Annotated in this window: 23 protein-coding genes; 5 read left to right on the top strand and 18 right to left on the bottom strand. The window is 22.2% G+C overall.

Annotated elements, in window-relative coordinates; translation table 4 throughout:
* Window positions 1-13: 13 nt before the first annotated feature.
* Entirely contained in the window at window positions 14-295 is a 282-nt protein-coding gene (locus tag AACL24_RS00620; protein ID WP_339047988.1) for a hypothetical protein, read from the bottom strand.
* A gap of 24 nt (window positions 296-319) precedes the next feature.
* A complete protein-coding gene (locus AACL24_RS00625) occupies window positions 320-730 on the bottom strand; it encodes a hypothetical protein (protein ID WP_339047990.1) in 411 nt (136 codons plus the stop codon).
* A 299-nt stretch (window positions 731-1,029) separates the two neighbouring features.
* Between AACL24_RS00625 and AACL24_RS00630 the strand changes: the two genes are divergently transcribed.
* Entirely contained in the window at window positions 1,030-2,148 is a 1,119-nt protein-coding gene (locus AACL24_RS00630) for an Mbov_0401 family ICE element transposase-like protein (RefSeq protein ID WP_339047992.1), read from the top strand.
* Window positions 2,149-2,351: 203 nt separating this feature from the next.
* On the opposite strand, the gene AACL24_RS00635 is transcribed toward AACL24_RS00630, so the two are convergent.
* Both AACL24_RS00635 and AACL24_RS00640 read right to left on the bottom strand, forming a co-directional pair.
* Entirely contained in the window at window positions 2,352-2,708 is a 357-nt protein-coding gene (locus AACL24_RS00635) for a hypothetical protein (RefSeq protein ID WP_339047994.1), read from the bottom strand.
* Window positions 2,709-2,763: 55 nt separating this feature from the next.
* On the bottom strand, window positions 2,764-2,964 hold the full coding sequence (locus AACL24_RS00640; protein ID WP_339047997.1) for a hypothetical protein: 201 nt from the start codon (window positions 2,962-2,964) through the stop codon (window positions 2,764-2,766).
* A gap of 73 nt (window positions 2,965-3,037) precedes the next feature.
* On the opposite strand from AACL24_RS00640, the gene AACL24_RS00645 reads away from it, so the two are divergent.
* Window positions 3,038-4,744, top strand: coding sequence for a hypothetical protein (locus tag AACL24_RS00645; RefSeq protein ID WP_339047999.1), 1,707 nt, complete (start codon window positions 3,038-3,040; stop codon window positions 4,742-4,744).
* A 344-nt stretch (window positions 4,745-5,088) separates the two neighbouring features.
* Window positions 5,089-5,247: a hypothetical protein gene (locus AACL24_RS00650; RefSeq protein ID WP_339048001.1), complete on the top strand. Its 159-nt coding sequence runs from the start codon at window positions 5,089-5,091 to the stop codon at window positions 5,245-5,247.
* Here the strand turns inward: AACL24_RS00650 and AACL24_RS00655 are convergent.
* From AACL24_RS00655 to AACL24_RS00685, 7 genes are all read right to left on the bottom strand, one after another.
* Window positions 5,244-6,038, bottom strand: coding sequence for a hypothetical protein (locus AACL24_RS00655; protein WP_339048003.1), 795 nt, complete (start codon window positions 6,036-6,038; stop codon window positions 5,244-5,246). The two genes, AACL24_RS00650 and AACL24_RS00655, sit on opposite strands and share 4 nt — an antisense overlap.
* Complete coding sequence (locus AACL24_RS00660; RefSeq protein WP_339048005.1) at window positions 5,990-7,264, bottom strand: hypothetical protein; 1,275 nt, start codon at window positions 7,262-7,264, stop codon at window positions 5,990-5,992. The genes AACL24_RS00655 and AACL24_RS00660 overlap by 49 nt, the downstream gene beginning before the upstream one ends.
* On the bottom strand, window positions 7,215-8,456 hold the full coding sequence (locus tag AACL24_RS00665) for a hypothetical protein (protein ID WP_339048007.1): 1,242 nt from the start codon (window positions 8,454-8,456) through the stop codon (window positions 7,215-7,217). The genes AACL24_RS00660 and AACL24_RS00665 overlap by 50 nt, the downstream gene beginning before the upstream one ends.
* 143 nt (window positions 8,457-8,599) lie before the next feature.
* Window positions 8,600-10,678, bottom strand: coding sequence for a hypothetical protein (locus AACL24_RS00670; RefSeq protein WP_339048009.1), 2,079 nt, complete (start codon window positions 10,676-10,678; stop codon window positions 8,600-8,602).
* A 3-nt stretch (window positions 10,679-10,681) separates the two neighbouring features.
* Window positions 10,682-11,224 (bottom strand): hypothetical protein, encoded by a 543-nt coding sequence (locus AACL24_RS00675; protein WP_339048011.1) that lies wholly within the window; start codon window positions 11,222-11,224, stop codon window positions 10,682-10,684.
* 377 nt (window positions 11,225-11,601) lie between these two features.
* The gene (locus AACL24_RS00680) at window positions 11,602-12,009 is read right to left on the bottom strand and encodes a transposase family protein (RefSeq protein WP_339045908.1); all 408 of its coding nucleotides are present in this window, start codon (window positions 12,007-12,009) and stop codon (window positions 11,602-11,604) included.
* Between the two features lie 23 nt (window positions 12,010-12,032).
* Window positions 12,033-12,455 carry a transposase family protein gene (locus AACL24_RS00685; RefSeq protein ID WP_339045912.1) on the bottom strand — a complete coding sequence of 141 codons (423 nt, stop codon included), beginning with the start codon at window positions 12,453-12,455 and terminating at the stop codon, window positions 12,033-12,035.
* 67 nt (window positions 12,456-12,522) lie between these two features.
* On the opposite strand from AACL24_RS00685, the gene AACL24_RS00690 reads away from it, so the two are divergent.
* Window positions 12,523-13,557 (top strand): hypothetical protein, encoded by a 1,035-nt coding sequence (locus tag AACL24_RS00690; protein ID WP_339048013.1) that lies wholly within the window; start codon window positions 12,523-12,525, stop codon window positions 13,555-13,557.
* 270 nt (window positions 13,558-13,827) lie between these two features.
* Entirely contained in the window at window positions 13,828-15,066 is a 1,239-nt protein-coding gene (locus tag AACL24_RS00695) for an IS256 family transposase (RefSeq protein WP_339046650.1), read from the top strand.
* 60 nt (window positions 15,067-15,126) lie between these two features.
* On the opposite strand, the gene AACL24_RS00700 is transcribed toward AACL24_RS00695, so the two are convergent.
* From AACL24_RS00700 to AACL24_RS00730, 7 genes are all read right to left on the bottom strand, one after another.
* Window positions 15,127-15,291: a transposase gene (locus AACL24_RS00700; RefSeq protein ID WP_339048015.1), complete on the bottom strand. Its 165-nt coding sequence runs from the start codon at window positions 15,289-15,291 to the stop codon at window positions 15,127-15,129.
* A gap of 196 nt (window positions 15,292-15,487) precedes the next feature.
* Complete coding sequence (locus tag AACL24_RS00705) at window positions 15,488-15,895, bottom strand: transposase family protein (RefSeq protein ID WP_339045908.1); 408 nt, start codon at window positions 15,893-15,895, stop codon at window positions 15,488-15,490.
* A gap of 23 nt (window positions 15,896-15,918) precedes the next feature.
* Window positions 15,919-16,341: a transposase family protein gene (locus AACL24_RS00710; RefSeq protein WP_339045912.1), complete on the bottom strand. Its 423-nt coding sequence runs from the start codon at window positions 16,339-16,341 to the stop codon at window positions 15,919-15,921.
* 248 nt (window positions 16,342-16,589) lie between these two features.
* Complete coding sequence (locus AACL24_RS00715) at window positions 16,590-16,814, bottom strand: class II fructose-bisphosphate aldolase (RefSeq protein ID WP_339048018.1); 225 nt, start codon at window positions 16,812-16,814, stop codon at window positions 16,590-16,592.
* 104 nt (window positions 16,815-16,918) lie between these two features.
* Complete coding sequence (locus AACL24_RS00720; RefSeq protein WP_339048020.1) at window positions 16,919-17,734, bottom strand: Pr6Pr family membrane protein; 816 nt, start codon at window positions 17,732-17,734, stop codon at window positions 16,919-16,921.
* 32 nt (window positions 17,735-17,766) lie between these two features.
* Window positions 17,767-22,116: a PolC-type DNA polymerase III gene (locus tag AACL24_RS00725; RefSeq protein ID WP_339048022.1), complete on the bottom strand. Its 4,350-nt coding sequence runs from the start codon at window positions 22,114-22,116 to the stop codon at window positions 17,767-17,769.
* Window positions 22,117-23,077: 961 nt separating this feature from the next.
* Window positions 23,078-24,238, bottom strand: coding sequence for an Mbov_0401 family ICE element transposase-like protein (locus AACL24_RS00730; protein WP_339048024.1), 1,161 nt, complete (start codon window positions 24,236-24,238; stop codon window positions 23,078-23,080).
* Window positions 24,239-24,276: the final 38 nt, after the last annotated feature.

Here is a 24,276-nt window from a genome sequence, read left to right on the forward strand (position 1 = left end):
TCCTTTATTTTTATTATATTTTTGGTGAATATGGTTTAGATTGATTTTTTGAAATTTGATTTTGTAATTCCATTAAATTTATTTTTTCTTCATCAAAATTATATTGTAAAACATCAATTCCATTTTCTACTTTTTTATTTTTAAAATTATCTATTATTTTACTAAAAAATTTTCTTTTTTTAATTTCTATTTTATTTTCTTTTGTTTGCAAATTATCATCAGCATTTTTAATTTTTAATTCAAGTTCTGTTTGATTTTCTAATAAAACATTAATCGTTTCTTTTCATGTTTCCATATTAAATTACTCCTTTTTTAAATTTTATAAAACTGTACGACTATTTGAGCAATAATTACTTTTTTCATTAGTTTGAATTTGATTATTATTTATACTATTTACTCATTTTTGACAATTTTCATTTTTTCATTTTTTTTCAAAAAATAAATCTCATTTTATAATCACTTTTTTAAGTTTATTTATTTTTTCATTTATTTGCATAATTTTGATTCTATTTTCTTTGTTTTTATTAATTTTTCCAAAAGTAAAAATTGTAATAAAAAAATTTTTTATTTTTGGTTCTTTTTTAATTTTTATTATTTCATTATTTATATCAGTAATTGTACTTTTTGCAAGTTCAATTTTTTCTTTAACTATTTGTTCAGTTGTTTCTCTTGAATTTGTCTTTTCTAAAAAATTAAAAATTCAATTATATTCTTCTTCAATAATATTCATTATTTTAATTACTCCTTTTTTCCTTGATTTTACTTTTAAATTGTACTATTTTTGATTATTTTTACAAGTATGCTTTTAAATGCAAAATAACGCCTAAATTAAAGGCGTTTTTTTTATGAGACTTATACTATTAATTATGTGTCAGTTGTTTATTATATTTTAAATATGAAAGCATTTTTTAAAATATTTTTTATTTTATTTAAAATAACACTTATATATTTATATAATAATTAAGTAAATTAATTTTTTAAATATATTTACAATAAATTTAAAATTTAAAAAAAGTTAGGAGAAAAAATATGAGTTTTAATTATTTATGAACTTTAAAAGAAGCAACAAAAAAAATGTATCAATCATTTAGAGACGATATAAAAAATCAATGAGAAAAAACAGATTGAAGAATATTAAAAGAAAGAGATAGAAAATATATTCCAGTTAAAATTAAAGAAAGAACTAGAAATACTATCAATGGTCTTGTTACTTATAAATGTCGTGATTATAAATATTATGATGAACAATTAAAAAAATGAGTAAGAGTTTGTTTATTAGATGAAGAATTAGAATTACCTAAATATAAAAGAACTTGTCAGGATATCAAAAATAATGTTATTGAACATTTTGCTGATGGAAAAAGATATGTTGATATTTTACATACTATGAAGCAAACAAAATTTAGTACAAGAAGTATTAGTAGATTATTTCAAGAATATCAAGTTAATAAATTAGATGTTCCTAAAATAAAATTAGAACCAAATCAATTTATTTATATTAGTATTGATGATGGACATCGAAAATTTTGAAAATTTAAACGCAATTCTGCTAAATATTCAATGCGTTTAGTATTATTTTGTACAGATAATGTTAATCATAAATTAGTTAATAAAAGAGCAGATGTAATAATAAGACCAACAAAAACAGCAATTGGTGTTAAAAAAACTGCTGAATTTATCAAAGAACAAGGAAATAGATTTTTTGAAAATTTTGACCAAGCAAAAATTATTATTTGTGGAGATAGTGCAGGATGAATTAAAGAAGTTGCTGATTATTTAGGTGCAAGTTTTGTTTTAGATAAATTCCATTTAGTTAAAAAATTATATGTTGGAATAATCGCTGGAAATAAAGGAAAATATTGAGATGAATATAAGATTTGTAGAAATTTTATTGAAAATGGTCAATATGATGAATTAATAAAATATATGAATGAAATATTAAAAAACCATAAAAAATTAAAAAAACAATATTTTAAAAATAATAAACAAGGTATTGAAAATCAAGGTGCAAAGTGAAATATAGGTTGTTTTACAGAAGGTAATATTTGACATATTTTAAAAGAAATGCTTGGTAATAGAACTTATAACATAAATATTTATATTAAAATGGTTATTTTTAAATGTAATCAAATAAATTTAAAAACATAACTTAATTAATTTTTTTTATTAAAATTTTAAAAACTTATTAAATTAAAAGTTAATAAGAATTTTTGTTGTGTATAAATATTAAATTTTATTAGTAATTTTTTAATATTTGTATTTTAATTGAAATTAATTTAATTTAGTAGTAAGATGTATTTACAATTGCATATAATTACAATTATTTCTTGTCTATAATTTTAAAGAAATATTTAAAAAGTAAATATATCCTCCGTTTTTGTTACCGTCCCAAATACTAATAATCTCATAGAACATTTTTTACAATTTTTAGTATTGTGTCTTTCATTAAACTTAAATTTTCTATGTCCATCATCAATATTTAAGTATAAATTTTGATTTGGTTGTAATGGTATTTTTGGAATATTAGCTTTTGGTAATTCAAATTTTTTATATGTTCTACAAACTGTACTAGTACTTATTAAATCTTCAATAAAAGTATCACAAACATCACGATACTTTTTACCATCAGCAAAATATTTTAAAATTTGTTTAATAACATTTGGTGCAAGTTTACTATATTTTTTAACACCAAGATAATTATCTAACAATGAAACAAATTCCTTTTTTTGTGTTTTTGGGTTATAATGTGTACAAATACGTCGTTTATAATTTAATAAACCTTTTTTTTGCTTTTAATCTTCTTTTTCTAAATCTATATGATTTATATTCAGATTTATCACATATACTTCATAAATAATCATCATTTTTTGCAAATAATTCTTCTGTTTGTTTTAAACTTAATTCATCTTGATTAAAATCGTGTTTGTCTCAATCAAAAAGATTAGGAAATGGTAATATAAACATTTTTAATGTTCCTTTCTAAATTTTGTTTGTTAATAATTTAATTGTATTGTTTATAAAAATTAGGGAGTAAAATATGGCTTTTATTAGTAGTTATGCACAACTGAATAAAAAATATAATCTTAATTTTAGTGATAATAATTATGGTTTTAATTGAGATATTTTTAAAGCATTTGTTGGTGATGAATGAGCAGAATATTTTACTACTAATTGTTTTTATCGTTTTATACCAACAGCACGTGGAACAAGAAAAACTTGAAACTGCTTAGCATTTGATTTATTTATATGTTGTAATTTTAGTGATAGTAGTGTCCAAGAAGTAAGAAGATATGAAAATACTCATAGTGAAACTACAATTGGTGCTTTAATGAATGTTTGTCAAGTTTTATTAGATACATATCATATTAATTTATTACCTAATAATCCACATGGTATTAAATGAAAAATAACTAAGGATGGTGGTTGTATTATTTTTCCTAATAATCAACAAATTGACTTTATTGGTTATGCTAATGGTAATAAGATTTTTGGAAAAGAAGCAGGTGGTTCAAGTTTTTTAGGTTCAAGAACAGATGAAATAATCATGGCAGAAGAAAAAGAAACACTTACTGATAAAGAATTAACATATCGCTATGAGCGATTAGAAATATCTATGTTTAGAAGTAACAGAATTAAAGTGTCAAATGAACCAATTAAAGAATGAAATTGAACTTTTATTGATAAAAATATATATAGCCCTACTTTTGGAAAAAAGATTACTCGTTATTTTTATAAAAACTTTTTTATGACTTTTACATGCAATCCTTATGATAAATATCATCCATTTTATTTAAAATACTGTACGCCATTTTTACCATTAAATAATGAAGTAATGAAAAATCTTAAAAAAATTGGCAAAGTTTATTATGAAAATAAAGACATGTTTAGTAGTTTAGGTTTATTTGTTTTAAGATTTACTATTAAACCATTTTGAGATAAGTTACCGGATATCCAACAAAGAAAATTATTAGAAATGAAAAAAAGTAATGAAGATGAATATAATACTGTTTATTATGGTTTTGAATTTTTAGATAGTGATGCAACAATTTTCCCATTTCAAAAAACAGTAAAATATTGACAATCATATGATTTAAAACAATTTTATAATCAAGAAAAAGATATGTATAAATTTGATTTTTATAGTGTTGGTATTGATTGAGCTACGGGACCAAAAGACCATACTGTATTTATGGTAGTTGGGTTTAAAGAATATAATAATAGTGGATATTATGACCCTTATGTTATTTGTGAATTAATAGTTACTCCAAATGATTTTATTAATGAAAATGAAAAAATTAATGCTTATGTTAATGAAATTTTAGGATTAATGGATAATTTTGAAAATTTTGACCAAGCAATTTATTTTTATGATGATAAAGCTAGAACAGCAATTGATTGATTAAATCAAAAATTAATTGATGAACATAATACTATTTTAATAACACAAACTGCTATTAAACATGCTTCAAATTTAAATCAAGAAGCAGGATTAACTAATAGAGTAGTTTGAATGAGAAATATTATGAGTTATGGAAACTTTTATGCAAATAAAGATGATTTACCAAAAACTACTCAATGTTTAGAAGAATTACGTTATGATGAAACAAAAACTAACATTCCTGATAAGAATATGTACCAAGACCCTTATGATGCTCTGTTTTATGCACTGTATCCATATAAAAATGTAATTAGGGGTAAAAATAATGCTAGTGTGAAAAAAAGCATCTTCACATTTGCTATATAATAAACAAGTTGAATATCATTAATATTATTGGTCTCACAAAATAAACGCCTTGCATTTAGGCGTTTATTTTTCATTTAAAAGCATACTTGTAAAAATAATGAAAAATAGTACAATTTATAAGTAAAATCAAGGAAAAAAAGGAGTAATTAAAATGCAAGATAGCAAAGAAATAATAAAAAATGTAGAAAATAAAAAAGAAGAAAAAAGAAAAGAAATAAAAAATTTTAAAAAATGAATTAAAACAAATTATAAAAAAATAATATTATGAAGTGCTGTTATAACCGCATTATTATTAAGTATAATGTCATATTATAAAACTTATAATTATAAGTCATATTTAGGACATGACTATACAGTCTACTGGGGGGGTTGGAACAACAATATGAGAAACTAAAAATTTATATGATGAAAATAAAATAGATTTATATTTTGGTATTAAGCCAACATTTAAAGATGATATAAAATGAAATGGTCAATATCCTGATGGATATTTTGATAATTAAATTTCAATATTTATATATGAAATATTTTCATTATATTTATCAAATAAATTAATATTATTTAAGTTTATTTCTTGTTTATCAGTTTTTAAAATTAAATCATAATTACCAGCACCAAATATACCACTAATTTCAATCCGATTTAAATTATTAATCGGATTTTCAATTTGTAATTCAAATTCATTAATATTATCAATTTGTGAAATTTCTTTATAAAATTCTAGTTTTGAAAATAATTGAGATTTATTTGAACCATATAAATTTAATATATCTTTAATTTTATCTTTATTAATAATTGTTTTTGTAAAATATTTACCATATTCACCATTACTTAATGTTCAATCAGCAGGAATTAATGACGGAATATTATTGCTTTCAAGTTCATTAGTTATAGATAATCAGTTAAATTGATTATCATCTAATTTAAATAATTCATTTTGGCTAATATCATTATTTTTTAATTTAATATTATTAATATCTGTAAAGTCAAAATACTCAGATTTTAACACTACTTTTACATCTTTGAATTTTCAAATTTCTTTATCACTTGGTTTTATAGGACTTGATTTTAATTCGAAATAATAAGGTAATAATATTTTATTATCATCGTTTAATCCTTTATTAATTGATAATGATGAATAAATATATTTTGATAACATAATAAATACTTGTTTAAATATTTGTATTTGTGGTAAAGTTATATAATTTGGATATTCAAACTCTCATTGTTTAAATAAGTTAGTAATTATTTCATCCGGTTTTTGTCCAGAAAATGTATCACGTAATTCTGCCATTTTATTTTTTGCTTTACCTTTATCATCTCTGCACCATTAAAATTCCTATTATAATTATATGTATAACTTAGCATATCTAATAATAATTGTTGTAAACTATCGATTGTTGCTGCATCTTGTATTTCAATTGCTATACTTTTAAATCTATTATTGGTTGCAAGATAAACATATCATCCCTCATTACTATAAGATAAAACTTTTTTATCTTCTAAATGTATTTCGTGTTTTAATGGTCAATTACCATCTCAAACAGCACCCATTTCTCAACCTAGTCAAGTATCAGTTACTCTTGCATTATTAATAACTTCTTTTCTTGTGACAGTACCAGTACTAATTTTAATTAAGTCTAAAACTGATTTTTCTTGTCCTATAAATTGTTTTGCTAAATTTCAAGGTAATATTTGTTCACTAAATCATTGTTGTAATATTCTAACTTTTGGTTGAGTTTCAATAGGCATTGATAATAGTGGAAATGCTATCTTATCTTTAACAAATAACTTTGGGTATACTTCCATATTGTCAACTTCACCAAGTACCTTTATATTGCCAAAAATCAGGCTTCTAGGCGCTTTAATTTTTAAACCAATAACTTTGGTATCTTTGTCTAATGGTTTTTGTAATTTAATAATGATTGGATAACCATCTCTTGTTTTAAAATCTTTAATTTTAATAATAGTAATACTTTTAGTACTTCTTGTTTTTGGATTTTGATAAGGTTGAGAATAATTATTAATTATATATAAATTATCAATATTATTTTCAGTTAAAGGTTCATTAATAGATACTGCATATAATTTAAATTGATTTAATAAATTTATTTCTTGAAATATTAAATTTTTAATATCAGTCATACTATATTCAATAGTATTATCATTAATATTTGTACTTGCTCTTTGATTTAATTGCATAGTAAAATCAGATGTTTCAACAGCAGTAGTTTTTAATACTTTTTCAATATCAATAAAACCTATTTTAATAGTGTTTGCTGAAAATTTTAAACTATTATTTTCATTATTTTTAAATAAACGTTCAATTTCATAAATATAAATTGTTCTTTTTTTAAATTCATCATATGCTCTATTAATATCAGGGTCACTAGTAGCACCCATCATATTTGTAAAATCATAAGGAATATTATCAATTAAATAATCATTTTCTACTTCTGCTTGATTAAGTTTAGTTTGTTTCTGTGGAAACTTCGTTTGTGGTTTGTTGTTGTTTTCCATTGTTTTCTCCTATTAATTGGTTATTTTCGGGATTAAATAATTTTAACTTAACTGTTAAGTTATTAATTTCTTGTTCATCATTAATATTAAATGTTTTACTATTTAATAAATCTTTATCAATTCTAACTAATATTTGAATAAATTTAAGAATATCAATATTAAATTGTCATAACTTTTGTTCAATATAATTAATAGTTGAAATATTTACTGCTGTACTTTCGGGAACTGATTGTTGTGCAGATTTTTTTTGACTTGGTATATGAATACCACAACGTTTAAATATTTCATTAACATTTCAATCATATATATCAGTTAAATTCTTACCTTTAAAGTTGCTACTTGTCATATTGATATTTTCGTTTTGTTCGTTATTATCTCCACCACTTTTAAATATGTAGTTTTTAGTAACCAAAGTTCTTACTGCTTCTTCTAATGCTGATTGAACGTTCCCATAAGTTTGATTAAAAATAAATTTAGGTGAGTTTAAAATAGTATCTAAAACAATTTGTTCATAAATAACATCTAATGCTTTAATTTTATTCATTACTTTATCACAATCTGCTAATTCATTTGCTTTATTTCGCATAATTGGTATTGGTATATAGTTAATATTTAGTATTTGTTCTTGTGCTAAATTAGGATTATTAATGTATGATTTAAAATCTAATGGAAATTGTTTTTTATTATCACTAATACTATAAATTGCACGATTAATTGTTATTTGTTCATTATTTAATGTATAAATTTCAAATAATCTTACCATTTGTGCATTTTGTTCATAACTATCATAAAAAATAGTACATTGAATTAATTTACCGGTAATATCATAAACTCTTTGTTGTATATCAACTACTTGAAAATATAAATCATCATTAGCAATAAAAATTAAATAACCACTAATCCCTAATTTACTTAACTTAAAAATAGAATTTCAATTTTTTCTATAAAATTCTTGTTGAATTAAATATTGTTTAATAGTTTCATTATTAATATCTAATGGAGCATTATATAAATTAGCATTATTTTCTGCTACAAAATCAGTAAAATAAGTTTCATGATTAAAATCATTAAAACCAAAATAATTTAAAATAGAAGCATGAGTACTTTTATTTTTATTAGTTAAAAATTTTACTTTTTCATTTTGATTATCACTAATATTACTTTTTTCTTTTCTCTTAAATGGATTTAACATAATATTCACCACCTTTCTAAAATATTTGATTAATTTTTAATACAATTTTTACAATAATAAATATAATTAAACCAGCAACCGCAGAAGATAATAAAACTCCTATTAAACCTAAAATAATTTTTATAATTTTAAAAAACATAATATTATTCCTGTAATTCTTCTAATTTTTTAAAAATATAGTCTCTACCCATACCCCACATTATTCTATTGTTATAAATATTAATTTCAGTTTGTTGGTTATTGTTATTATTTGCTATTCATAAACTACTTTTTACAACGCTTGTATCTAATTGATAATAAAAATTAATTATTTGTCAACTATAATTTTTATTATTTTCTTTACTAGTATAATCACCAAAACTATAATATATTCTATAATGTTTTTTATCTTTAAATATATATTTTATAAAATTTTGATTATTATTATTTTTATCTGTTATAACTTCTCCTACTTCTTTTCAATTTGAACCACTTGGACTTGGTTGTGGTTGTTTTTCTAATATTTCATTAATTGCTTGTAATAATTTTTTATTTTGAGTTTTTAATAATTTATATTCATTATTTTCTAATAAATCTCTACAAAGTAATGAGTTTTCATCATCATGTAATGCAATTTCATTTGTTTCAGTATTATATTTAAAATAATCATTTGAAAATTTTTTATCTTTTATTTTTTCTTTTAATTCATTAATAGCACCGGCAATAGTTTTATCAGTAGTTTCTAAATTAGGAATTTCTTGACTTACAGCATTTATTTGAAATGCAATAGGAAATTGTGACTTTACATCTTTTATTTTTTTATCTACTTCTTCTTTTTTATAATAATCAGATAAATCAGCTTTACCAGCTGTAGCACTAATAACATTATTTTCAATCTTAATATTTTCACCAGCAGTTAATTTATCTTGTTTTTTATCTAATAAATTATTAGTTTCTTGTTTTGTATAGTATTCACGTTCAGCTTTTTCTTCTGCTATAAATTCAGTTGGTGTTCCAGTACTTATATATTGATATATATTAGAAATAAAACCTGAGTAATATGTTCCAGGTGTAACACTTGCACGAATTTTATAATTACTGCAAGTTAAATATAATCTAATATTATTAATTTCATCTGAATAAAAAGTATCTAATAGAGTATATGATTTTATTGCAGATTCTTCATCTAATTTAAATATAGATTTTCTAGTATATTTATATTTATAAATATCACTTTCATAAATATAACCTCATATTACTAATATTTCTTTATTTAAATTATCAGTTGAAAGTTCATTTGATATTTCTTTTCATAATGGACTAGTTTCAATATTAAATCAATTATTTTTAATATCATCAATATTTTGTTTATTAATTTCAATTTTATTTTCTAATAATTTGATATTATTATCAACTTTAGTTTCTAATAATTTAATAGTATTTTCATTTGTAGTAATTCGTTTTTGTTGTTTAGCAGAAAAATCACAAGTTGGTGCATGTGTATAATCACCAATTTGTGGATTATTTTGTAATGCTTCGGGTGGTAATGTACCAATTTCATCAGGTCAATCTAAAATCATTGTTTCAGTTTCTTTATCATAATCAGTTGCAACATAACCTTTATTAACAAATTTACTAACAGGACCTCTATATATTCCATTTTCATTATCATCAACTAAATCATCATATAATTTAATTTGTTTTGATAATGTAAATTCTTTTTGTTGTTCAATTAATTCATCAACTTGATTTCTAGTATAAAATGCTTTTAAATCAATTTTTTCAACATCTATTTCATCATTATTATAACTTGAAAATATTTGTTTTAATTCTGTTAATCTTGCTCATATTTTCATTCTACTTGGTGCTAAATCTCAAACATTAATTGTAGGAGTACTATTTGCACTAAATTGACTACCATTATTAAACTGAATAGTAGCATCAACATTAAATTCAATTGGTGTACGATTAAATACTCAATGTTCAACCATTACATAAACCATATCCCTTAATGTTTCTTTAATTAATTCATCTTTAAAACTATCAAAAGGAAATTTAGATAAAATAAAATCAAGATAAGCATTAATATCATTTTGCGCGCGAATAGCAAAAGTTTTAAATCAATCATTAACATTTGGTCATGTATTGATATATTGTGGTGGGGTTTCTGTAATTTTTCCAGTTAATGGATATCAGTTATTATAATTTTCTAGATTGACACCAGTTCAAAGTTTATTAATCATAATTTATCATTCCTTAAAAAATGCTTGTTTATAATGATGAGTATGTTTTTTTGTTTTTTTATGTGTTATATGTTCAATTTCTTTTTGTATTTTATTTTTACCTTTTTTTAATTTTTTCTTACCTTTTGCTATAACTTGACTATATGCAAACTTTTCTAAATGATGTAATAATCCTGTACCAAATAAAGTATTTACTGAAAACTTCAAACCAACATTTTTAAATGATTTGTTAATATTTTCAATAGGATTATTAATAACATTTACTACTTTATGATAAGTTCTAATAGTTCTAAATATTTCTCTATATACTTTAAAACTATCTTTAATTATTTGTTGAACAACTGGTGGAGCAAATGCTATTGCTTTTAATCATTTATTACGATTAACACCATAACCAATGTATCAACCACTATATCAACGATATCAATGAAATGGATGTATTTGAGTAACAAAAGTTTTTGCTTTAAGAATACTATCAACAACTGTAATTGGTTTATATTTAGGATTGCGATGATAAATAGTAATTGCACATTTATCTAATGACAAAGGTTGAACTTTACAACCTATAAATACTGGTGAATTTAATAGAATTAATTGTGCGTGTTTAATTGCTCGTTTTTCTGCACTAGTAAATAAGTCAGTTGCTTTTTCTTTTAATTTATTAATTTTTTCAAATGCTTGTTTTTCTAATTTTTCAAATTTTTCTTGTAATTTATATATAGGACATATTCCGTAATTAAATTTAATTAATTGTCAATAAAATTGTTTTAAAACTATTTAGTGTTATTGAATATAGAAATAAATATTTTTTGAAAAAATAGTTTAAAAAATGAGTTTACATTTTAAACAAAAAATTGTTAATAATATTTTTATATTAACTCGATAAAAATTTAAATTTTAAAAAAATATTTTTAATATTTTTTTTATTTTAATGGTTTTATTTTATTAAAAATTTCACAAAGTAAGTTAAATCTTAAGTACATAAGTCTAAATTTAGATTTTCTACATTTATTTACTAAAATTTTGAATCTTTTCAATCAAGCAAAGACATGTTCAACTTTAATTCTAATTTTAGATACAATCTTATTGTATTTTCTTTCTTGTTTAGTTAATTTTTTATTTTTAGTTCTTTTAATTGGTATTATTGTATTTTTATAAATATTTTGTATACCTTGATATCCTAAATCACCAATAATTATTGTTTTTTCTGAAAATTCAAGATTTGAATTTTTTAATATTTGAAAATCATGCACTTTACCATTATCAGCAAAAATATCAACAATTTTTTTATTAAAAAAATCATATACAATTTGAAATTTTATAGAATACATTCAACTTTTACCAGAAAAATATTCTAACTGTAGTTTTTTTTAGTTGGTCTTTCAATTTCAATCTCAGTTGAATCAATTAAATAAAATTGAAATTCATTTGAATTTTCTTGTTTTTTATCAATTTTTAATTTATATCTTTCTTTTAAAAATTGGTAATCTTTGTGGTTACTAAGTTTATTTTCTACTCAAGTAATATTTCGAAAACAACTTGATGGGCTCATTTTAGATTTAATACTCATTTGAAAAAAAGTATAATATTCTTTTCAGTATAATAAAGTCATCATTAATCTTTCTTCTACTGAAAGTTTATTTTTTCGACCTTTATTTTTTTCTAATTTTTCTATTTCAATTAATTTTTCTAACATTTCATTAAAATGAAAACGTTTTATACCAAAATATCTATAAAATTCTTCATTTTTTAATTTTTTTAAATTTTCAAAAATCATTTTTATCAACACTTTTCTAAATTTATTGTTAATAACAAAATTATAAAATAAATTTTAAAATTATTAATTGACTTTTAAAAAATTTAATTACGGAATATGTCTAGTAAATATTGAGTTTATTGTTAAAAAACCAAAAAAACCAGAAGTAAAAATTATTGCTTGAGATGATAAAAGTAAAAGATATCAATTACCATATGTTGATACAGATAAAATTAGTAAAAAAATAACTAAAAAATATCTTGCAGGAGAAATTATTGCAGATGTAGATTTAAAAGCAAATAATGGACAAAATTTATTAGATAGTATGCAATATGAAGTTGCAAATGATTTAGCAGATAAATTGGCAATTGATGATACACAAGCAATTGCAAAATTTGCTACTAAAATCGATATTGAAGATACAACACCAGTAGGATATTTAAAATCAATGTTATCTGCTTGAAATACTTTGTTTCAATTTAGAAACATTGCAAATAGTAAATTTTTTATTACTAATGGTCTTTATGATAGTTTAGTTTATTTAGCAGATAATAAAGGTTTAATTACTGATAACCAAATAGCACAACAATTAAGATTAAATGGAAATAATTTATATGTAAAAGGTGTATTATGTGAAATCGTTCTTGATGATTATATGATTTTTACTAATGATAAAAATGAACAACAATTAATGACCTTTATTTTAGCAACACCAAGAGCGATGAAAAGATATATGATAGAAAATACAGTTATTTATGTAGATTTTATTAAAGATGATAAAGCAGGAAGAGCATATAAAGTTGCTGGTGAAGTTGTTGGAGAAGCAATACCATATATTTCTAATAATGAAACAACATCACGTTGAATGTTATGTGGAATTATTAAAACAGAAAAAACTGATTTAAAAACTAAAATTACAGTTTTAACAACAAATATTACTGCAAATGTTAATAACAATAACAATGAATTAAATACAGAAATAAAAAGTACTAATGAACTTAAATCATTAAATCCAAATTTAACAAATCCAACTATTAAATATTTTAGTGATGCACAAGGAAAAATTAATGTAAGTAATCAAAAACAAAAAGCGGGTGACTTATACATAGGACATATTCCGTAATTAAATTTAATTAATTGTCAATAAAATTGTTTTAAAACTATTTAGTGTTATTGAATATAGAAATAAATATTTTTTGAAAAAATAGTTTAAAAAATGAGTTTACATTTTAAACAAAAAATTGTTAATAATATTTTTATATTAACTCGATAAAAATTTAAATTTTAAAAAAATATTTTGGTAATGTTTAGTAATCTGTGTAACTTACAAAAATAACTATGTTTAATTAATTCTAGTAAATATAATTAAATGACTAGAAAGAGTGAGTTACAGATGGCTAAAAAGCAAAATATTAATAATAATGATCCAATATCAAAAGCAGTAGATTTATTATTAGAAAATACTGAAGATTTAACAACAGTTTTTAAAGAGGGAGGATTGTATAAAGAATTAACAAAAAGATTAGTAGAAAAAATGTTGAATTCTGAGATGCAAAATTATTTGGGATATGAAAAGAATCAACATAGTAATAGTGACAATGCTCGTAATGGTATAAGTTCAAAAAAAATAATAACTCAACAAGGTAAAATTGAGATTGATGTACCACGAGATCGCAATAGTAATTTTAATCCTATAATAGTTGCAAAAAGACAAAGAAGATTTGATGGTTTTGATCAACAAGTTCTTTCTTTATATGCAAAAGGTATGACATTATCAGATATTAGAATGCAATTACAAGAGTTATATCATGGTGCTGATATTAGTGAAAGTGTTATTAGTCAAATTACTGATGATGTTATTGATGATGTAAAAGCATGGCAAAATCGACCATTAGAAAGTGTCTATCCGATTGTTTATTTTGATTGCATAGTAGTGAAAGTACGACAAGATAAAAGGATTATTAATAAATCAGTTTATATAGCTTTAGGAGTTGATTTAGAAGGTAAAAAAGATGTTTTAGGTTTATGAATTAGTGAAAATGAAGGTGCTAAATTTTGATTAGCAAATTTAACAGAAATGAAAAATCGTGGCTTAAATGATATTCTTATTGCCTGCAGTGATAATTTAACAGGCATGTCAGAAGCAATACAATCAGTTTATCTTAAAACAGAACATCAATTATGCATAGTTCATCAAATTAGAAATAGTTTGAAATATGTCTCATATAAGCATAGAAAATCTCTAGTTGCAGATTTAAAACCAATTTATACTGCATGTAGTGAAGAACAAGCAATGCAGGCTTTAGAATCCTTTGAAAATAAGTGAAATAAACAATATCCTCAAATTGCTAAATCTTGATATAAAAATTGAGATAATTTAATGGTTTTTATTAGTTATCCTACAGAAATCAAAAGAGTTATTTATACAACAAATGCTATTGAATCTGTAAATAGTCAATTACGAAAAGTTATCAGAAATAAAAAAGTTTTTCCTAATGATATGGCAGTTTTTAAAATATTTTATTTAGCAATTGAAAATATAACAAAAAAATGAACAATGCCCATTCAAAATTGAAATACAGCAATTGCTCATTTTATGATAAAATTTGAAGATAGAATTAATCTAAACTAGTACTTTGTAAAACAAAGATACACAGATTACATAAAAGCCTCAATATTTTTAATATTTTTTTTATTTTAATGGTTTTATTTTATTAAAAATTTCACAAAGTAAGTTAAATCTTAAGTACATAAGTCTAAATTTAGATTTTCTACATTTATTTACTAAAATTTTGAATCTTTTCAATCAAGCAAAGACATGTTCAACTTTAATTCTAATTTTAGATACAATGGACATATTCCGTAATTAAATTTAATTAATTGTCAATAAAATTGTTTTAAAACTATTTAGTGTTATTGAATATAGAAATAAATATTTTTTGAAAAAATAGTTTAAAAAATGAGTTTACATTTTAAACAAAAAATTGTTAATAATATTTTTATATTAACTCGATAAAAATTTAAATTTTAAAAAAATATTTTTAATATTTTTTTTATTTTAATGGTTTTATTTTATTAAAAATTTCACAAAGTAAGTTAAATCTTAAGTACATAAGTCTAAATTTAGATTTTCTACATTTATTTACTAAAATTTTGAATCTTTTCAATCAAGCAAAGACATGTTCAACTTTAATTCTAATTTTAGATACAATCTTATTGTATTTTCTTTCTTGTTTAGTTAATTTTTTATTTTTAGTTCTTTTAATTGGTATTATTGTATTTTTATAAATATTTTGTATACCTTGATATCCTAAATCACCAATAATTATTGTTTTTTCTGAAAATTCAAGATTTGAATTTTTTAATATTTGAAAATCATGCACTTTACCATTATCAGCAAAAATATCAACAATTTTTTTATTAAAAAAATCATATACAATTTGAAATTTTATAGAATACATTCAACTTTTACCAGAAAAATATTCTAACTGTAGTTTTTTTTAGTTGGTCTTTCAATTTCAATCTCAGTTGAATCAATTAAATAAAATTGAAATTCATTTGAATTTTCTTGTTTTTTATCAATTTTTAATTTATATCTTTCTTTTAAAAATTGGTAATCTTTGTGGTTACTAAGTTTATTTTCTACTCAAGTAATATTTCGAAAACAACTTGATGGGCTCATTTTAGATTTAATACTCATTTGAAAAAAAGTATAATATTCTTTTCAGTATAATAAAGTCATCATTAATCTTTCTTCTACTGAAAGTTTATTTTTTCGACCTTTATTTTTTTCTAATTTTTCTATTTCAATTAATTTTTCTAACATTTCATTAAAATGAAAACGTTTTATACCAAAATATCTATAAAATTCTTCATTTTTTAATTTTTTTAAATTTTCAAAAATCATTTTTATCAACACTTTTCTAAATTTATTGTTAATAACAAAATTATAAAATAAATTTTAAAATTATTAATTGACTTTTAAAAAATTTAATTACGGAATATGTCTTTTAATATTTTAAAACTTAATAAATCTAAACCTAAATAGTTAGGAATTTTTAAATTATATTAATAAAAATAAAACACTAAAATACTTGAATAAATTTATAAAAAGGTATATAATTAAACCAACAATTAATAATTTAAAGTTGTCTTTTATTTAAAGAAAATTAAATTATAACTATTAACTTTACTCACCCCATTGTTAGTAATAGCAAGTACATATTTTAAATCAATACAATTAATAGTGTTAGGTGTTATCATTAAACATATTGGTGCTTTTTGTTTTTCGGCTGCATTATTAATTGCAATTAACATTTCTAAATTATCAAAGTTAAAACTTGGGATTGCGTATTTGTTAATTTGTCCATATTTTAACATTGTTTTCAAGTTAATTTTCAATTACAATCACCTAACTTTTCTTTTTTATTTAATTATATCAATAATATTTATCATGTAAGGAATATAAGATATGTTTTAAATTTTTACTTTTTTCTTTTCTTTTTAATTTTGCTTTTCTTTTTTTTATTAAGTTGACGTAATATTTTTTGATAAAAATCATATAAACGATGTTCAGAAGTTTGATAACGTTTGAACATTAAGTTATTAATTCAAATATAAAAATATTGTAAACTGAAAACTAAACCAAAAACAAAAACAACGGCACTAGCAGCGATTAATCATCCATATTCACCATTTGAATAATCAAAGAAAAAATATGAATATCATGTATCTCTTGGTGGATGACCAGTTTCTATAAAATCTAAATAACGTAAATGACCTCTAATTAGAATAACAATACAATAAATTGCTGGATAAATAACAATTAATCATAAATATATTTTATGTTGTTGTTTCATATTAATATATTGATGACCTGATGTAACAATAAAGCTAGTAATCATAATTATTGGCATTAATAAGTGTAAAATTAATGTTGCAATTCAATTATAAGCACTGTATTGTTTTGGATCTTGCTCAGCAGTAAAAATACCTATTCAAAATACTAACATCGTAATAGTAATATAAACAGTTACTGCTAATCGAGTTTGAAAACTTGGTTTAGTACCACGAAAATAAGAATCAAATAAATAAACACAAAAATAAATAACAACCATATAATTACTCTCAGTAGTAAAAAAAGCATAGTAGTTACTTACTCGTTCACCATATCCTAAATCTTCAAATTTTTCCATTGGATAATATATTGCACTAATTAAATCAATAATTAAAAATAAAATTATCATTATTAATGCAGATAAACGTATATAAAAGTTGGCTTTGTTACTTAATTTATACATAATAATCCCACATCTTTTCTTTTTTCTTTGTATTATAATTCTAACATTAATTGTGTATTTTCTTCTAAATGTTCTAATACTCCTAACTCATTTAATAGTTGATAATTAGTTTTAGTAATATTAGTTCGTAGTTGTAAATCATTTTTTGAAGTAATTGCTTGTTCACTCCTTGCTTTAACAATTGAATTAGCCACAATTTCACCCAATCCATCTAAAGTAATAAAAGGTGGTAGAATTTGTTTTTCACCATTTATTATTTTAACTTGAAAAAATTTAGCATCAGAATGTTCTAAACTAATATTGCTAAATTTAATATTTCTAGCATTCATTTCTAATGCTACTTCTAATAATGGGATTAAATCTTTTTCTTTAGTAGTAACTGTATTTTTTTGACCATCATTTTTTCTTAATCTGTTATTAATATCTTTTAATTTATTAGTAATAGCACCAATGCCTTGTAACATAGTTTTAATATCAAAAATTTCACATCTTGTTGTAAAATAAGTAGCATAATATTCATGGGGATAATAAACTTTAAATCAAGCTACTCTTCATGCCATTAATACATAAGCAGTAGCGTGTGCTTTAGGAAACATATATTTAATTTTTTTGCAAGATTGAATGTATCAATTAGGAACTTTCTTTTCTTGCATTAACTTTTCATATTCTTGTTTAATGCCTTTTCCTTTACGGACATCTTCCATAATGTTAAAGGCAATTTTTGCTGGTAATCCTTGATATACTAAATAAGTCATAATATCATCACGACAACCAATTACATCTTTTAGTTTTAAACCTTGTTGTGAAATTAATTCATCAGCATTATTTAATCAAACATCAGTACCATGTGATAAACCAGATATTTGTACTAATTCAGAAAATGAAGTAGGTAATGTATCACTTAACATTTTACGAACAAAACCAGTACCAAATTCAGGGATACCAATTGCTCCTGTTTTTTCGCCAAGTAAATCATCACTAGTAATATTTAAGGCACTTAAATTAGAAAATAATGATAAAACTTTTTCATCTTGATTAGGAATAGTTTTTGGATCAATACCAGTTAAATTTTCTAACATTTTTAATGCTGTTGGATCAACGTGACCTAGAATATCTAATTTTAATAAATTATCATGAATAGCATTAAAATCAAAGTGGGTAGTTTTTCATGTAGAACTAGTATCATCAGCTGGAAAATTAATTGGTGTAAAATCGTTAATATTATATTCTTTTGGTACAACAATAATACCACCAGGATGTTGACCAGTTGTTCTTTTAATACCAACACATCCTTGACTTAGTAACTCTAGTTTTGCTGCACGCATATCTGATTGACCAATTTTTTCTGCATAAGCTTTAACATAACCATAAGCTGTTTTATTGGCAATTGTTGAAATTGTTCCAGCACGAAAAACATTTTCTTCACCAAACATTTCTTTAGTAAAATCATGAGCTTTATTTTGATATTCACCAGAAAAGTTTAAATCAATATCAGGTGTTTTATCACCATCAAATCCTAAGAATGTTTCAAAAGGAATATCATGACCATCAGTAATTAAATCAATATTGCATTGTGAACATATTTTTTTTGGTAAATCATAACCACACTTATAAGAACCATTACTAATAAATTCACTAGTTTTACATTGTGGGCATAAATAGTGTGGTTGTAGTGGGTTAACCTCAGTAATATTAGCAAAAGTAGCTACTAAAGATGAACCAACTGAGCCACGACTACCAACAAGATAACCATCTTGTAAAGATTTTTCTACTAATTTGTGTGCAATTCAATAAACAACAGCAAAACCATGAGTAATAATTGCATCTAATTCGCGAGTTAAACGTTTTTCTACATATGTTGGTAATGGATTACCGTAACGATTTCATGCTTGTTCATAACAAAGATTACGTAATTTAGTATCAACATTAACAATACTTGGTGTAAATAAGCCATCTTTAATTGGTTTAACCATTTCAAATTGTTTTGCTAAGTGCAAAGGATTATTAATAACAATATCATTAATTAAATTAGGGTCATCTAAAAAGTTAAATTCTGTTAACATTTGATTAGTAGTTCTTAAATGTTGATCGGGATATGATGTAACTTTACCTTTACGATCAAATAATGGGTGTAACAAACCACCAATTGCTTTACTATTAATAATAACATCACGATACATTTTTTCATGGGGATGTAAATAGTGGGCATCGCTACTAGCAATTACTAATTTATTTAATTTAAGAGCATTATTAATAATTTTTTTAATAGTATCATGTAATTGTTCTTTAGTAATATTTCCTAACTGTATTAAGTGTTTATAAACAGCAGGTGGTTGGATTTCAATAAAATCAAATCATTTCATTATTTTAATTAGTTCTTCTTCACTTTTATTTAATGCTGTTTCAAAAACAGCACCATTTATACAACTACTACCAATTAATAATTCTTTTCTATTTTCATTAATTGCTTCTGATATGATTTTTGGTGTTTTATAAAAATACTTTGTATGAGATAGTGAAACTAATTGATATAAATCTTTTAATCCTAATTGATTTTTTGCAAAAATAGTAATATGTTCACCACGAAGTTTAAAATTAATTTGTTCATTAATTAAGTTATTAATTTCTTGTAAATTAATACAATTAAATTCTATTTTTAATTGTTGTAACATTTTTAAAAATACTTGTGCTAATACATTAGCATCATAATCAGCACGGTGGGCAATTTCATCATCATATTTAATGCCATAAGTACGACAAATAGTACCTAATCGATAATATTTTAGTTGTGGTAGAATTGCTCTAGATAATTGCAAAGTATCAATGACAGGATTATTTAAAGGCATAAAACCCAATTGTTTCATTGCTGCTTGTAAAAAACCAAAGTCAAAGTTAGCATTATGAGCAACTATTGTTTTATTGCCAATTATTTCAATAATTGTTGGCAATATTTGTTGTAATGTTTGTTTATCTTTTAACATAACATTGGTAATACTAGTAAGTTCAGTAATATGTTCAGGTACGGGATTATTCGGTTTAATTAAAATTGTATCTTGTTTTAAAATCATATTGTCTTTAACAATTGTATAACCAAATTCAATAATTTCGTGGTAATTGGTTGATAAACCAGTTGTTTCTAAGTCAAGAACAATGTATTCTAAATCTAATAATGGTGTATTAATATTATTTTTAGTAATACTAATATTATTGGGGATTAAATCCATTTCAACACCATACATTACTTTTAAGTTTGGATGTTTTTTAGCGGCATTAGCAATATCTGGGTATGCTTGTACATTTAAGTGATCAGTAAAACCAATTGCTTGGTGTCCTCATTTAGCTACTTGATTAATATAATCACTTGCTGAAGTAATACCATCCATAGCACTCATTTTAGTATGAGTATGAAATTCAATTCTTTTAGTTTTAGCATCATCATTATTGTTAGTATTTTTATTATTTAAATCAATAATTAAATCATCAATTCATAGTACTTGTTCTTTACTATAATTATCATAACGACTATTAGCATTAATTTTTATTCAATCATCAACTTTAATATTATCAAATTTCTCATCTGGTTGATCGCTATTAATAAATGCTTTGCAAGTAATTGCATCACTATAATCAGTAATTCAAAATGAATAAAATCATTTTTGAGTTTTAGTTAAAAATTTATTAATTTTAAAAACTTTACCACTAATAATAATATTGGGTTCATCGCCAATGATATCTTTAATGCTATGAGTTGGGTCTGTTATTTCTAAATTAACTTTTGCTTTTTTGCGATAAGTAGTTGTATTAAAATTTTTACTTATATTGTTGTTAGGAATTTTAGTTTTTAAATTGTTAGTAATTTTGCTAATTTCTGCTTTAGATTCATTTTCATAACTAATAAATGATTGCTCTGCTTTATTTATTTTAGTTTTTAATTGAATTTTTTTAAAACCATATTGTTGAAAGTAGTTAATAAATTGTAAAAATTCATTAGTTATTAATTTTTCTTCAATACTATTATGAATAGTAATGGTAATAATATTATTTTTATAATTAATTGCTGAGTCGGGTAAAGAATAATAAATGCCAGCTAATAGTTGCAACTTATGAGTTTTAATATAATGAAAATATGTTAATACAGTTGATTCATCAGCAGTAAGGGAAACATTAAAATCGACACTAATATTCGAAACAGGTAATTTTTCAAAATGTTGTTCAAAACTTTTTAAAGTAGTAGTTGTTAGAAAATTAGGTAAGTTGATGGTAATTATTACTTGTTGATTATGATGAAAATATTGTACTTTTTTAATAGTAGCATGATTAAATTCATTATTAACATCATTAAAATCCATTTCATGGAAAAGTTTTTGCAAATCTTGATTCATATATGTTTCCCTCTCTTAATACTAAATAATTGACAATAATAACTATATTTTAATTAAAATATATTAAATCATTATTCTAATGTTTAATCAAATTTCATATTTTAATTATAACTTAATTAAAATTCTTATTCTTATTCTTATATAAAAAAAGTATGAAATTTTAGTTATAAAAAATAAAAACAAAATAATTTAATTGCAATAAAAAGTAATGCCTAATATTTAGGCATTACTTTTTATCATGAAGGTATTATTGGATTATTTGTTGGGCGGTTGTCAAAGGGCGCATCACTTTAACCCTTGGATTCATAAATGAATAACAAAGAACGATATAACTATCGTTCTTTTTTTGTTAAAAGATTAAAACTTCATAAAACTGTCGTAGAAGTCTAATAGTGAGTACTTTATGTAAATACTTCTATATCAGAATAAAAGAGCATTTAATGTTAAGCAAGTTAAAATGTTAAACTGTATCGCTTAATGTAATTATAGATTAATTTGAATAGCCTTATTATGGCTCAGTAAAGAACCCATTAATCTATATTAATAATTACATTTGTATTATTTAAAAAATAGGGGGTTTTATATATAAATACATACCTCATTAACAATATCATAACACAATAAAAAATTAAAAGGAGAAAAATAAATATGTCATACATTTATTTAGTAAAATATCAAGTTAATTATACAGATGAAACAAAATATAAAGTTTTTTGTATTTTTATAGATGCTAATAATTTAGTGAGCGTACCGATGTTGTCAATAATATTTAAATTTGTCTTAAAATTATAAAGTTAGACGAGAATAATTTTGACTTCAATATGCAATTGTATGTTAATCTTAACACTTGAAAAATATTAGTCAACAATAATACTTATTTTTATAACTCAAAAATTCTTATTAAAGTAAACTTTAATAAGTTTTATTTTATTTTTGGTTTTTTAAAATCTTTAATTTTAATTTATAATAACTGGATGGCAGTATTTATTTGATAGCATTTAAAATTAACCATTTTTGTATACATATCAATGTTATATGTTTTATCACCAATCATATGCTTTAAAATTTGTTTAATATTAGTTTCAGTAAAGCAACCAATATTTTCAACTAATGCTTGGTTTAATACACCATCTTTTGCATTAATAAAATAACCAACTTTTAATTTTTTATATTGTAAAGTTAGTGATTGTAAAAAATCAATTAATTCATAATATTGACCTTTGGCAAATAAATTTATGGCATTTTCATAGTGTAATTTAGCTATTTTATTTTTTCTTCTTCCAGCCATTATTCCAAGAAATAAAACATGAAAAGCATGAAATTTATCTAAAATAAATTTAGCATTTAAAATTGTAGCAGTTTTTCTAATTCATTTTGCACTATCGCCACAAACTATTAAATTTGCTTGGTCAAAATTTTCAAAAAATAAATTACCATATGTTTGAATTAATTTTGCTGTTTTTTCTGCACCAATTTCTGTTTTTGATATTCTTATTTTACATACAGCTCTTTTATTAATTAATTTTCCATTTTTCTTTTTACCAGTACAAAATACTAATAATCTCATAGAACATTTTTTACAATTTTTAGTATTGTGTCTTTCATTAAACTTAAATTTTCTATGTCCATCATCAATATTTAAGTATAAATTTTGATTTGGTTGTAATGGTATTTTTGGAATATTAGATTTTGGTAATTCAAATTTTTTATATGTTCTACAAACTGTACTAGTACTTATTAAATCTTCAATAAAAGTATCACAAACATCACGATACTTTTTACCATCAGCAAAATATTTTAAAATTTGTTTAATAACATTTGGTGCAAGTTTACTATATTTTTTAACACCAAGATAATTATCTAACAATGAAACAAATTCCTTTTTTTGTGTTTTTGGGTTATAATGTGTACAAATACGTCGTTTATAATTTAATAAACCTTTTTTTGCTTTTAATCTTCTTTTTCTAAATCTATATGATTTATATTCAGATTTATCACATATACTTCATAAATAATCATCTATTTTTGCAAATAATTCTTCTGTTTGTTTTAAACTTAATTCATCTTGATTAAAATCATGTTTGTCTCAATCAAAAAGATTAGGAAATGGTAATATAAACATTTTTAATGTTCCTTTCTAAATTTTGTTTGTTAATAATT

Source organism: Spiroplasma endosymbiont of Colias croceus (assembly GCF_964020095.1).
Taxonomy (GTDB): domain Bacteria; phylum Bacillota_I; class Bacilli_A; order Mycoplasmatales; family VBWQ01; genus Spiroplasma_E.